Below are 12908 nucleotides of genomic sequence, written 5' to 3' on the forward strand. Positions count from 1 at the left end.
TCCGACGAGGAGCGCCCGGATGACCTTCACCCCCACCGACTACCTGCCCTACGACTTCGCCAACCGCCGCCATATAGGCCCGTCTCCGGCCGAGATGGACGAGATGCTGGCCGTTGTCGGAGCTACGGATCTGGACGCCCTCATCGACGATACGCTGCCCGAAAACATCCGCCAGAAAGAGCCGCTCGAGTTCGGCAAAGCCATGTCGGAGCGCGAGCTTCTGCACCACATGCGGCTGACGGCAGCCAAGAACAAGGTCCTCGTCTCGCTGATCGGTCAGGGCTACCACGGGACGGTCACGCCGCCCGCGATCCAGCGAAATATCTTCGAGAATCCAGCGTGGTACACAGCCTATACTCCCTATCAGCCTGAGATCTCCCAAGGTCGTCTCGAGGCGCTCCTGAACTATCAGACAATGGTGTCCGACCTCAGCGGGCTCGACATCGCGAACGCTTCACTTCTTGACGAGGCCACCGCCTGCGCCGAGGCGATGACGATGGCGCAGCGCATTTCGAAGTCCAAGCTCAAGGGCTTTTTCATCGACGAAAACTGCCATCCGCAGAACATCGCTGTGATGAAGACCCGCGCCGCCCCGCTGGGGATCGAGATCACGATCGGCGATCCGGACACGCTTGATCCGACGCAGGTCTTCGGCGCGATCTTCCAGTTCCCGGGCACCCACGGGCACCTGCGGGACGTGACAGAGGAGATCTCCAAGCTCCATGAAAACAAGGCGATCGGCATTATCGCCGCCGACCCGCTGTCGCTGACGCTTCTTAAGGAGCCGGGCGCGATGGGCGCCGACATCGCCGTTGGCTCCACCCAGAGGTTCGGCGTCCCACTCGGCTATGGCGGCCCGCATGCAGCCTACATGGCGACCAAGGCCAACTATGCGCGCAACATGCCCGGCCGGATCGTCGGCGTCTCCATCGACAGCCACGGCAACCGCGCCTATCGCCTGTCGCTCCAGACGCGCGAGCAACATATCCGCCGCGAGAAAGCCACCTCCAACGTCTGCACCGCGCAGGCGCTTTTGGCCGTGATGGCAGGCTTTTACGCTGTGTTCCACGGCCCCGAGGGACTCAAGGCCATCGCCCAGCGCATCCACCGCAAGACCGTCCGCTTGGCGCGCGGGCTGGAAGAGGCGAGCTTTAGCGTCGAGCCGAAATCTTACTTCGATACGATCACCGTCGAGGTTGGCCCGCTCCAGCTTGCGGTAATGAAATCGGCGGTCGATGAAGGCGTGAACCTGCGCGCGGTCGGCGAAACCAAGGTCGGCATCACGCTGGACGAATGCACCCGGCCCGAGACGATCAAGAAGGTCTGGCGCGCCTTCGGCATCGAAGGGCGCGACACCGATCTGACCGCCGAATACCGCATCCCGGACGCACTGGCCCGACGCTCGGCCTACCTCACGCATCCGGTCTTTCACATGAACCGGGCCGAGACCGAGATGATGCGCTACATGCGCCGCCTCGCTGATCGCGATCTAGCCCTCGACCGTGCGATGATCCCCCTTGGCTCCTGCACGATGAAGCTCAACTCCGCCGCCGAGATGATGCCGGTCAGCTGGCGCGAATTCTCATCGCTCCACCCCTACTGCCCTGCCGATCAGGCGCAGGGCTATGCGCAGATGATCGACGATCTCTCCGCCAAGCTCTGCGACGTCACCGGTTACGACGCCATTTCGATGCAGCCCAATTCCGGCGCGCAGGGCGAATATGCCGGCCTTCTGAGCATCGCGGGCTACCACCGTGCGCAGGGTCAGGGTCATCGTAACGTTTGCCTCATACCCATGTCCGCACACGGCACGAACCCCGCCTCTGCGCAGATGGTCGGCTGGACGGTCGTCGCTGTGAAATCCGCCGAGAACGGCGACATCGATGTGGAGGATTTTCGCGCCAAGGCCGAACATCATTCGGAGAAGCTCGCCGGATGCATGATCACCTATCCTTCAACCCACGGTGTGTTCGAGGAGACTGTGACAGAGGTCTGCAAGATCACTCATGATCACGGCGGGCAGGTCTATATCGACGGCGCCAATATGAACGCGATGGTCGGTCTGTCGCGCCCCGGTGATCTAGGCGGCGATGTCAGCCACCTGAACCTGCACAAGACATTCTGCATTCCCCATGGCGGCGGGGGTCCCGGCATGGGTCCGATCGGGGTTAAGTCGCACCTTATCCCGCATTTGCCAGGGGACCCGAATGCCGGCGACGGCGCTGTTTCTGCCGCGCCCTATGGCTCGCCGTCGCTCCTGCCGATCTCGTGGGCCTATTGCCTGATGATGGGCGGGGAGGGCCTGACCCAGGCCACGCGCGTCGCCATTCTCAATGCCAACTACATCGCCAAACGCCTCGAGGGTGCCTTTGATGTACTCTACAAAGGGCCCTCGGGCCGGATTGCGCATGAATGCATCATCGACACGCGCCCCTTCAGTGATAGCGCGGGTGTGACGGTCGACGATGTTGCCAAGCGTTTGATCGATAATGGCTTTCACGCTCCGACAATGAGCTGGCCTGTCGCCGGAACACTCATGATCGAACCGACGGAATCCGAAACCAAGGCTGAGCTGGACCGGTTCTGCGATGCCATGCTCTCGATCCGTGAAGAGATCCGCGCCATCGAAAGCGGAGAGATGAACCCCGAAGATAATCCTCTCAAACACGCGCCTCACACAATGGAGGATCTCGTCAAGGACTGGGATCGCCCCTACAGCCGCGAGATCGGCTGTTTCCCTCCGGGCGCGTTCCGGGTCGACAAATACTGGCCTCCGGTCAACCGAGTCGACAATGTCTGGGGCGACCGCAACCTGACCTGCACCTGCCCTCCGATGGAAGAGTATGCTGAAGCCGCGGAATGATTAAGAAGGCCGTCGGCCTAGTCGCTCGCCGCTTGAAAATGATCCAGAGGCGTCAGCTTTCTCAGACAGGATGAAATGCGGATCATATCCGAGATCCTGGTCCTGCCCGGCGCCATCGGCGCGGGCAGGCCAATCAGATCTCCGGAAACAGTCGTCGCGGCCCGCAACGCGGCATCAAGAGGGACCTGGGCCTCTTCGGTCAGCACCCGGATCGCTGTTGTGAGGTCAAGATCTGCCCCAGCCAGAGTTCCGTCGTCGAGCGTAAGTCGCCCGCATTTGCGGGAGATCCGGCGCCCGTCCAGAAAGAACTCCGTCTGCTCGGTCCCCGCAACTGCCATTGAATCGCTAACAAGGAACAGCCCGCCGGGCTTCGCCTTCGACGCCAATGCCATCCGCATTAAGGCGGGATGCACATGGACGCCATCCGCGATCAGCCCGGCAGACAGGGTCCCGGACGACAAGGCAGCCCCCACGAGGCCGGGCTCCCGACTTCCAAGCTGGCTCATCGCATTGAACAGATGCGTCACGCAGCGCGCTCCGGCGCGGGCATAGCTCAAGCAGGTCTCAAAATCCGCATTCGTATGACCGAGCGACACGAGGATGCCCGCCCGAGCCATGGTGGTGACCTGCTCTGATGTTACTGCCTCCGGCGCAATCGTCACCTTCAGTACGGGGATATCGCGCTTTGCCTCGAGCAGGACCTCCAGATCGGCGTCATCCATCGGACGGATGAGCGCGGTGTCATGAGCCCCCTTCTTCGTTACCGAAAGATGAGGGCCTTCGAGGTGAAGGCCGCCAATCCAACGAATACCCTCGCTGATGGCAGAGGTTGCAGCATCGATGGCCGCTTCGGTCTTCTCTCGCGTATCCGTGATCAGGGTCGGCAGGATCGTGACCGCTCCAAGGCGGCGATGCGCATCGGCAATCCGCTTGAGCGTCGCCGTCGACGGATCGTCGTTGAACATGATCCCGCCGCCGCCATTGACCTGCAAATCGACATAGCCGGGAGACAGAAGATCGCCGTCCAGATCAACGCAGCTCGCACTTTGCGGGACGTCTTCTGCTGCAAGGTATTCGGTAAAAACCCCGTCGCGAAAGCAGGCCGCGATCCCATCCCGAAGCCGATTGCCATCGAAGATCCGTCCACCGATAAAGATGCGATCCGCCCCGCTCATACCGTTTCGGTGACTTTCTTTAGATGCCGCGGTCTATCCGGATCGATGCCCCGCGACAGCGCGACCTCCTCCACCATGCCGTAGAAGGACACGATGGTTGCGATCGGGTCGGTCAACCAGTGATCCGTCCGAATATGAGGCAACGCGGTCGCCGTTTTGACGAGGCGTGTCGTCGCGAACACCGTCGCGCCCTTGTCCGCCAGCGCATCGGCAACGCTCGCCAGGCTCTCTTCGGCGGCGTCACCGGCCGCAAAGCCGATAACCGGAAAGTCCTGCTCTACGATCGAGACGGGACCATGCAAAACCTCCGCCGAGGAATAGCTTTCGGCGTGGATCAGACAGGTTTCCTTGAACTTCAGGGCCGCTTCGTTCGCGATGGCCCAAGACGGCCCCCGACCGAGCGTGAAGAGTGAGCTCTTGGTCATGGCTTTGGCCGCTTCCGACCAATCGCAGGAAATGGCCGCCGCCAGATGCTTGGGCAGGTGTCTTATCGCGGCTATCAGGGCGTCGTCCTTCTTGATCTTCGCAATCAGCCAAAGTCCCGCGACCAGCGACGTGACAAACGTCTTGGTGGCCGCAACGCTCAACTCCGGCCCGGCATGAAGCGGTAAAGCGCGCGACGCGACCCGAGCAAGATCGGATCCGGGATCGTTTGTGATCGCGATTGTCAGTCCGCCTACACGGGAAATCGCATCCGTCATTCGAACAATGTCTGGGCTCATTCCCGATTGTGAAACCGAGAGGCCGAGGGCATCTCGGCACAGCAGATCGACGTCGTATATCGACTTGACCGATGGTCCGACCGACGCCATCGGCAGACGCAGCAGCAACTCACTGGCATATTTCAGAAACGTACAGGCGTGATCCGAGGATCCGCGCGCAACCGACATCAAGAACCTTGGATCCGCCGCGCGAGCCGCCTCTGCGGCTGCGTGGATTGCAGTCTCTCCATGCGTCAGCAGGCGTTCCACAGCGTTCGGGATCTCAAGGATTTCCTTGCGCATAAGAGTGGTTTCAGGGGGCATGATGTTCACCCTTCCAGTCAAGAGAGCCGCAGCTCTTCAAAGACCTCGTAAGGGTTTCATCCTGTTTCTACAAAGCCTTTGAAACGAGCGTGACGCGATCGCCGGGCATCCTGTCTCCCAACGTCGCATAACTCGGCACTAGAAGTCAGTTTAGATAGCGCCGAAGGGCCTCTTCGACCCCCTCCGCATAGATCGTGTCCAGCCATACCGAGAAGGCCTGCGCGAATGAACTCTCTTTGGACAGATCCCCGTAGATCTTACGCATCTCGAGCCAGGCAGCCGGTCTTGCCTGCGCGCGCTGGGCTACAGCGTGCAACTCGTCCCAATTGGGATCGTTCGGAGCGATCGCCGATCCGTCTTCCCGCGTTCCTTGGCAATATCGAGCCCAAAGAGCGGAGGCGAGGGCGAGCCCGCTCACGGGCGTACCAGCTGATATGCCCTCCCGGATGGAGGGTATGAGGAATCCGGGATGGCGGCTAGATCCGTCATAGGCGACACGGCGGGTCGTGTCCTTGATATCAGGGTTCGAGAACCTGCGGTCGATCAAATCGAGATAGCCGTCCGGCGTCATACCCGGCACGGGCTTTACATGCGGCGCAATCTCATCGGTAACAACCTTCCGCAGAAACGCCCGGATCAGCGGGTTCGTCATCGACGCGGCGATGGTGTGAATGCCAAGGATCTCGGCGGGATCTGCAATGATCTGATGTCCACCGTTGAGTATTCTAAGCTTCATCGCTTCGAAGACGTGAACCTCGTCCGTCATGGTCACGCCAACGTCCTCCCAAGGCGGGCGACCTGCGCAGAATTTATCTTCGATCACCCATTGACGGTAATTCTCATGGGTCACTGGCGCCGCATCCTCGATCCCGAAACTCTGGGCGAGCGCGATCTCAGTGGGACCAGTAGCCGGCACGATGCAATCGACCATTCCGTTGGGAAAGCTGCAATTGGTATCGATCCAGTCAGCAAGTTCCGGGTCGGACTGGCGGGCGAGGGAGACGAGCGTCTGGCGCAGGATGGCGCCGTTGCCCTGTAGGTTATCGCAGCTCAGGCCCGTGAACGGTCCGTTCCCCTGATCGCGACGCAAGCGCAGGGCCGCGATCATAGCGCCGAATGCCGTGCGCGGAGCCTGCGGATGCGCCGCATCGTGCTGCATATCCTTATGGTCGGCATCAAACCCGCCAGATGCGGGATGAAGGTAATATCCGCCTTCCGTGACGGTCAGAGACACAATGCGCGTGGAGGGATCGGCCATTTGCCGGATCAGCGCCGCGTTGTCAGCCTCGACGGGCAGGAAATCGATCATCGGCCCGATGACTTCCGCAGACTTTCCGGAGGGATCAAGTTCGACCAGGGTCGTAAGGCAATCCTGCGCCAGAAGTCTTTCGCGTTGGGCTGCATCGGCCGGGCGCACGCCTGCCCCTATAATGGCCCAGTCGAGCGCTTTGCCAGCCTGCATAAGACGGTGGAGATACCAAGCCTGATGGGCGCGGTGAAAATTGCCGACTCCAATATGAACAATGCCCGGCAACAGACGGCTTCGGTCATAGGTCGGGCAGTCTAAAGGCGCTGAAAGCTCGTTCAGCGTCCCATCGCGAAGCGGAATTAGCGCAGGATGCTCCTGCGCATTTGACCTCAACTCATCCATTGCCCGCCATCCACGTTATAGCATTGCGCAACGATGTAGTCAGCCTCATCGCTGGCAAGGAAAATGGCCATCCCGGTCAGATCGTCAGGACGTCCCATGCGTCCATAGGGGACACTCGCAGAGACCTCTTTCTTCTTCTGGCCCAAAGGCTTTTTCTCGTATTTCGCGAAGAAGGCATCAACACCGTCCCAATGCTCGCCGTCCACAACACCCGGAGCGATTGCGTTCACGTTGATCCCATGCTCAATCAAGTTAAGCCCTGCCGATTGCGTGAGGCTGATCACAGCGGCCTTGGTCGCGCAGTAGACCGCGACAAGTGGCTCTCCCCGCCGTCCGGCCTGGCTGGCCATGTTGATGATCCGCCCTTTGATGCCCCGGTCGATCATGTGTCGCGCGACGGCCTGAAGGGTGAAAAGGGTACCTCCGACATTGATGTCAAAGAGGGTTCGGTAGTCTGTTCGCTCGATCTCGACCATCGGGGCGGCTGAGAAGATGGCAGCGTTATTGATGAGAATGTCGATCTGTCCAAGAGCCTCCACGGTCGTAGTGACCGCAGCGTCGATGCTGGCCTGATCGGTGACATCCATCTCGACGGCGATCGCAGCGTCTCCGATTTCGGAGGCAGCTGCCTGAGCGCGATCCATGTCGATATCCGCAACGGCCACCCGGGCGCCTTCGGCGACATAAGCCTCGGCGAAGGCCAGCCCAATCCCGCGCCCCGCCCCAGTGATGAGGGCGGATTTTCCGTCCAGTCGCTTCATGCCATGCGCAGTCCGTCTGCGCCAAACCGGTGCATGACATCTTCGCGTGGCGTCAGCGAAACCCGGTCGCCGTGGCGAAAGCCCACCTCACCATCGGCACGGACGGTGATGATGTCGTCCAGGCCCGTGTCATGAATATGGAAGAACGTATCGGAGCCGAGATGTTCGGACACACCGACCACGCCGCTCCAGGGTCCACCATCGGCTGACACCTCGATATGTTCAGGACGAATACCAAGCGTTTGGCACCCATGCTTCTCAGCTTCAGGCCCTGAAATCAGGTTCATGCGCGGCGAGCCGATAAAGCCCGCGACAAACAGATTGCGCGGCGTTTTATAAAGCTCGAGCGGAGAGCCCACCTGTTCGATATGACCCGCGCGCAGCACGACAATTTTGTCGGCCATCGTCATGGCTTCAACCTGATCATGGGTGACGTAGATCATCGTGGTCTCGAGCCGCTTGTGCAGCTCCGAGATCTCCAGACGCATTCCCACTCGTAGCGCGGCATCGAGGTTCGAGAGCGGCTCGTCAAAGAGAAACGCCGCAGGTTCCCGCACGATCGCCCGCCCGATGGCAACCCGCTGGCGCTGGCCGCCGGACAGCTGACCCGGCCTGCGGTCGATGTAGTCGGCGAGGTTCAGGACGCTGGCGGCTCCGTCCACGCGTCTGTCTATCTCGGCCTGATCCATCTTCGCCATGCGAAGGGGAAAGGCGATATTCTTGCGGACCGACATATGCGGATAAAGCGCATAGGACTGAAACACCATCGCCAGACCCCGCTTGGCCGGAGGCACATTCGTTGCGTCATTGCCGTCGATGCGGATCTGGCCGCTCGTGATGTCTTCAAGCCCCGCGATCAGGCGCAGCAATGTCGACTTGCCGCAGCCGGACGGCCCGACGAAGACGGTGAATTCGCCATCCTCGATCGTCAGGTCCAGTGGAGGGATCACCTCTACGTCGCCGAAGCTCTTTGTCACTTTATCGAGTGTGATACGTCCCATGTCTGCGTCCTATTTCACCGCGCCGAAGGTCAGACCCCGGACGAGTTGCTTCTGGCTGAACCAGCCAAGGATGAGGATCGGTGCGATCGCCATGGTCGAGGCGGCGCTGAGCTTGGCATAAAAAAGACCCTCGGGGCTTGAGTAGCTTGCAATGAAGGCGGTTAGTGGAGCTGCATTTGCCGCCGTAAGGTTCAAGGTCCAGAAGGCCTCGTTCCAGGCGAGAATGATATTGAGCAGCACGGTTGATGCGATGCCCGGGATCGCCATGGGCGTCAGCACGTAGATAATCTCTGATCTGAGCGTGGCGCCGTCCATCCGGGCGGCTTCCAAGATCTCGCCGGGGATTTCCTTGAAGTAGGTGTAAAGCATCCAGACAATGATCGGCAGATTGATCAGCATCAGGACAACGACCAAACCCACCCGGCTGTCGAGCAGACCCATCCGAATGAAGATCAGGTAGATAGGATACAGGACACCGACAGCCGGTAGCATCTTCGTCGACAGCATCCAGAGAAGGATGTCCTTTGTCCGTTTGGACGGAACGAAGGCCATGGACCAGGCGGCGGGGACCGCGATGATAATGCCAAGAAGTGTGGAGCCGACCGCGATGATGACTGAGTTCCAGAGAAACCGCATGTAGTTCGAGCGCTCCTGCACCACGGCATAATTCTCTAGCGTCCAGTCGAAGAACAGAAGCGAGGGCGGGCTGGCGATTGCCTCGGCCTCTGTCTTGAAACTGGTCAGGATCGTCCAAAGGATCGGGAAGAAGATCAGAAGACCAATCGTCCAGGCGATGGCAGTGTTAATCGCTTTGCGTTTTGCCGTGACTGCGCGTGCCATCTGCGATCCTCCTCAGTTATCCAGGTTCTTGCCAACGATGCGCATCAGGAAGATCGCAACGATATTGGCGAGAATGATAGCGTAGACACCGCCTGCCGATCCCAGACCCACATTCTGGCTTTCGAGCACACGCTGGAAAATCAGGTAGGTCAGCGTTCGCGTTCCGAAGGCGCCGCCGGTGGTCACGAAGATCTCGGCAAAGATCGACAGCAGGAAAATCGTCTGGATCAAGATCACGATGGTGATCGCGCGCGACAGATGCGGGAGGATGATAAACCAGAACTGCTTGAGTTTAGGTGCGCCATCCATCTCGGCGGCTTCAAGCTGTTCGCTATCGAGCGATTGGATCGCCGTTAGTAGGATCAGTGTCGCGAAAGGAAGCCACTGCCAGGAAACGATCAGGATGATCGATGGCATGGAAGCTTCGCTGAGCCAAGATAGAGGTTCAGCTCCGAAGAACCTCCAGATATGTGCGAAAAGACCGTTCACAGGATCCATGAACATGTTCTTCCAGACCAATGCCGACACGGTCGGCATAACGAAGAACGGTGCGATGACGAGAATGCGGACGACGCCCTGACCCCACATCGGCTGATCCAGCAAAATGGCGAGCAATATACCGAGGCAGACCGTGATGATCAGCACACCACCGACAATGACTAGCGTTGCCTGGACGGCAGGCCAGAACGCGGATGAGGTGACAAACCGGACATAGTTGTCGAAGCCGGTCCATCCCTGATCCCCTCCGCGTAGCGGCAGGTAGCGCCGGAAAGAGAACCACAATGTCATGGTCAGCGGCACTAGCATCCAGCCCAAGAGCAGGATGACGGCAGGGGCCATCATCAGACGAGCGGCAGAACGTGAGGCTTTCGTCGCCATGGAAGTGCACCTCTCCTATGAGCGCGCTATCGCGTTCGGTGGTTGAGCAATCGTGCAAAACTTCGGTCTGGGATGAGGACGGCAGGGCAAGCTGCCGCCCTCGTTGGACGCGCGGCTTAGTAGCCTGCGGCTTCCAATTCTTCGGTCGCGATGGCTTGAGCTTTCTCAAGAGCCTCTTCGGCAGTTTGCTGACCGGCAAGCGCAGCGGACATTTCCTGCCCAATCTGACCGGCAAGACCTGCCCATTCCGGGATCGCGGCAAACTGCACGCCGATATACGGCACAGGCTCCACGGTCGGATTGTTCGGATCTGCAGAAAGGATCGACTCTAGCGTCATCTGCGCAAACGGAACGTCTTTATAGTTGGCGTTCTCATAAAGAGACTGACGGGCACCCGGAGGTACATTCGCCCAGCCCTCGTTCTCAGCCACAAGCTCGATATATTCTTTCGAAGTTGCCCATTCGATGAACTCTTTTGCGGCGTCCTGTTTCTCGGTTCCGGCGGGAATCGCCAGGGCCCAGGCCCAGAGCCAGTTGGAGTTCTTACCCAGTCCGGTATTCGGAGCCAGAGCAAAGCCCACGCTATCAGCAACGGTCGAATCTTCGGGGTTCGTCACAAAGGACGCAGCGACGGTGGCATCGATCCACATACCGCACTTGCCCTGTTGAAACAGCGACAGGTTTTCGTTGAAACCGTTGTTTGACGCACCCGGAGGGCCCGCATCGTTCATCAGGTCGAGATAGAAGGTCAGCGTCTCGTTCCATTCTGGGCTGTCATACTGAGGCGCCCAGTTTTCATCCACGAAACGTGCGCCAAAGGCGTTCGACATCGCAGTCAGGAAGGCCATGTTCTCGCCCCAGCCTGCCTTACCTCGCAGGCAGATGCCATAGATCTCGTTGTCGCGATCCGTCATGGCGCGGGCAGCTTCGCCGATGAACTCCCAGGTGGGTGCTTCGGGCATTTCCATACTGGCCTGCTCCATCAGATCGGTGCGGTACATGATCATCGAGCTTTCACCATAGAACGGTGCAGCATAGAGCGTACCGTCAAAGCTTAGACCGCCCGCCATGGCCGGCAGGATATCGTCGACATCGTATTCGTCCGACAGATCATCGAGCGGTACCAGCCAACCGTTTTCGCCCCAGATTGGGGTCTCGTACATGCCGATCGTCATGATATCGAATTGACCGCCATTGGTCGTGATGTCGGTCGTGACCCGCTGACGCAGGACGTTTTCCTCCAACGTAACCCACTCAACCTCATGGCCAGTCTTTTCGGTGAAATCGTCGGTCAGACCCTGCATGCGGATCATGTCGCCGTTGTTCACCGTCGCTATAGTAAGTGTCTCAGCAAGTGCGCCGGTCGCGGTCAAAGTGACAACCGCAGTGGCCGCACGAAGTGCGTTCCTCAAAGACATCCGAATCCTCCCTGACATTGGATGCTATATCCATCAGCGTAGAAGCTGATGGATCGCCGCGTCAATTAAATATTTTACGCGCGTAAAGTTATAGCTGAAGCCAAAAGTCAGGCGGACTCTCTCATGACAAGTCTGGCCGGGAAAAGTGTCTCGGTTCGCTGATCCTCTCGCGATCCATTCTCGATCAATCGAAAAAGGGTTGCGACGGCTTCGTCCGAGACTGCGCTGTAGTCATGAGCCGCCGTCGTGAGCGCCGGACAAGTAAAGCGAGAGAACGGGTGGTCGTCGTGGGATGCGACACGCAGGTCGCAATCGTTCCCGCGTCCGACCTTGATGCCTCGCTCAAAGCAGGCCGATAGCAGTCCGATTGCGAGGCGGTCGTTGCTGCAAAGGACCGTGTCTGTGGTGAAGGCTCGCTCGTCCAGAGCCTTTAGCGCGCCCTGGCGACCGATCTCCTCGAATGCCCAGCCGCTACCTTTGACCCGGACGAAGCGTGGTTCGACATTCAGGCCCTCCATCAGTTCGATATAGGCGAGGCGGCGTTTGTTCGCGTTGGGGTTTGCAGGGGTTTCCATCTCGAAAAAGCAAGGTGGTTCACCGGTCCGCGTCAGATACTCCACAGTCTGTGACACGAAGCTACGGTTATCCGATCCGACGAACGCCTGTCCGAGGTCATAGAGATTACTATCGAAAAGAACCGTCCGGACATCCTTGCAAAACGCCTCGATCGCAGATTTGTCGGACTGGCGTCCCAATGGCGCCAGTAGAACTCCGGCAGGCTTCATCGACCGAAGGGTGTTCAGGATGTCGATCTCGTAATCGCGCTGACCGTGGGAATTGAAGAGGAAGGGCGACAGCCCGGCCTCAACACAACGGCGTTCGATGACACGGACGATTTCGGCAAAGAAAGGATCGGCGAGGTAGGGGACGACGATGCCCACGTTTTTGGTGAGCTGGCGGTTCTGGTTCATCGCGAAGATATTTGGGCGATAGTCATACCGTTCGAGCGTCGCTTCGATACGAGCGCGAGTACTGGCGCGAACGCTCTTCGGATCGTGAAAATACTTCGAAACGGTAGGACGGGAAAGGCCGCTGATCTCGGCGAAGTGCTCCATATTTTTGATCTTCGGGTCGGACACGGGCTCTCGTTTCCCTTCGTAGTACGGTACGGATCTTAGCTGTTTTGAACTTTACATGCCTGGCCTAAAATTGTCGCGCGCAAAGACCGGTGAAGGGATGCGAAGTTCGTGGGGGTGAGAGATATGCTCCGCGGCATGAGAGCCAAGATGCCGACC

10 protein-coding genes are annotated in these 12908 nt (G+C 59.3%); 1 reads left to right on the forward strand and 9 read right to left on the reverse strand.

The window, feature by feature from the left end; genetic code table 11:
- The first annotated feature begins 19 nt into the window (after nucleotides 1-19).
- Complete coding sequence (gcvP, locus tag AAD018_RS01320) at nucleotides 20-2863, forward strand: aminomethyl-transferring glycine dehydrogenase (protein WP_367313939.1); 2844 nt, start codon at nucleotides 20-22, stop codon at nucleotides 2861-2863.
- Nucleotides 2864-2880: 17 nt separating this feature from the next.
- On the opposite strand, the gene nagA is transcribed toward gcvP, so the two are convergent.
- The 9 genes from nagA to AAD018_RS01365 all read right to left on the reverse strand — a co-directional run bounded on the left by nagA (nucleotide 2881) and on the right by AAD018_RS01365 (nucleotide 12752).
- Nucleotides 2881-4038 (reverse strand): N-acetylglucosamine-6-phosphate deacetylase, encoded by a 1158-nt coding sequence (gene nagA, locus AAD018_RS01325; protein WP_367313938.1) that lies wholly within the window; start codon nucleotides 4036-4038, stop codon nucleotides 2881-2883.
- On the reverse strand, nucleotides 4035-5063 hold the full coding sequence (locus tag AAD018_RS01330; protein WP_367313937.1) for an SIS domain-containing protein: 1029 nt from the start codon (nucleotides 5061-5063) through the stop codon (nucleotides 4035-4037). The genes nagA and AAD018_RS01330 overlap by 4 nt, the downstream gene beginning before the upstream one ends.
- A 145-nt stretch (nucleotides 5064-5208) precedes the next feature.
- A complete protein-coding gene (locus tag AAD018_RS01335; RefSeq protein WP_367313936.1) occupies nucleotides 5209-6714 on the reverse strand; it encodes a mannitol dehydrogenase family protein in 1506 nt (501 codons plus the stop codon).
- Complete coding sequence (locus AAD018_RS01340) at nucleotides 6702-7475, reverse strand: L-iditol 2-dehydrogenase (RefSeq protein WP_367313935.1); 774 nt, start codon at nucleotides 7473-7475, stop codon at nucleotides 6702-6704. Before AAD018_RS01340 ends, AAD018_RS01335 begins: the two co-directional genes overlap by 13 nt.
- Nucleotides 7472-8476 carry an ABC transporter ATP-binding protein gene (locus tag AAD018_RS01345; RefSeq protein WP_367313934.1) on the reverse strand — a complete coding sequence of 335 codons (1005 nt, stop codon included), beginning with the start codon at nucleotides 8474-8476 and terminating at the stop codon, nucleotides 7472-7474. Before AAD018_RS01345 ends, AAD018_RS01340 begins: the two co-directional genes overlap by 4 nt.
- 9 nt (nucleotides 8477-8485) lie before the next feature.
- Entirely contained in the window at nucleotides 8486-9316 is an 831-nt protein-coding gene (locus AAD018_RS01350) for a carbohydrate ABC transporter permease (RefSeq protein ID WP_367313933.1), read from the reverse strand.
- A gap of 12 nt (nucleotides 9317-9328) precedes the next feature.
- Nucleotides 9329-10195: a carbohydrate ABC transporter permease gene (locus AAD018_RS01355; RefSeq protein ID WP_367313932.1), complete on the reverse strand. Its 867-nt coding sequence runs from the start codon at nucleotides 10193-10195 to the stop codon at nucleotides 9329-9331.
- Nucleotides 10196-10311: 116 nt separating this feature from the next.
- Nucleotides 10312-11613: an ABC transporter substrate-binding protein gene (locus tag AAD018_RS01360; protein WP_367313931.1), complete on the reverse strand. Its 1302-nt coding sequence runs from the start codon at nucleotides 11611-11613 to the stop codon at nucleotides 10312-10314.
- A 107-nt stretch (nucleotides 11614-11720) separates the two neighbouring features.
- Nucleotides 11721-12752 carry a LacI family DNA-binding transcriptional regulator gene (locus AAD018_RS01365; protein ID WP_367313930.1) on the reverse strand — a complete coding sequence of 344 codons (1032 nt, stop codon included), beginning with the start codon at nucleotides 12750-12752 and terminating at the stop codon, nucleotides 11721-11723.
- Nucleotides 12753-12908: the final 156 nt, after the last annotated feature.

Source organism: Aestuariibius insulae (assembly GCF_040783535.2).
Taxonomy (GTDB): Bacteria; Pseudomonadota; Alphaproteobacteria; order Rhodobacterales; family Rhodobacteraceae; genus Aestuariibius; species Aestuariibius insulae.

What these genes read in the sequence shown, in the direction of transcription:
- gcvP (WP_367313939.1), top strand. Translation starts at nt 20, where the DNA reads ATGACCTTCACCCCCACCGACTACCTGCCCTACGACTTCGCCAACCGC.
- AAD018_RS01360 (WP_367313931.1), bottom strand. Translation starts at nt 11,613, where the DNA reads ATGTCTTTGAGGAACGCACTTCGTGCGGCCACTGCGGTTGTCACTTTG.
- AAD018_RS01355 (WP_367313932.1), bottom strand. Translation starts at nt 10,195, where the DNA reads ATGGCGACGAAAGCCTCACGTTCTGCCGCTCGTCTGATGATGGCCCCT.
- AAD018_RS01345 (WP_367313934.1), bottom strand. Translation starts at nt 8,476, where the DNA reads ATGGGACGTATCACACTCGATAAAGTGACAAAGAGCTTCGGCGACGTA.
- nagA (WP_367313938.1), bottom strand. Translation starts at nt 4,038, where the DNA reads ATGAGCGGGGCGGATCGCATCTTTATCGGTGGACGGATCTTCGATGGC.
- AAD018_RS01330 (WP_367313937.1), bottom strand. Translation starts at nt 5,063, where the DNA reads ATGCCCCCTGAAACCACTCTTATGCGCAAGGAAATCCTTGAGATCCCG.
- AAD018_RS01350 (WP_367313933.1), bottom strand. Translation starts at nt 9,316, where the DNA reads ATGGCACGCGCAGTCACGGCAAAACGCAAAGCGATTAACACTGCCATC.
- AAD018_RS01335 (WP_367313936.1), bottom strand. Translation starts at nt 6,714, where the DNA reads ATGGATGAGTTGAGGTCAAATGCGCAGGAGCATCCTGCGCTAATTCCG.
- AAD018_RS01340 (WP_367313935.1), bottom strand. Translation starts at nt 7,475, where the DNA reads ATGAAGCGACTGGACGGAAAATCCGCCCTCATCACTGGGGCGGGGCGC.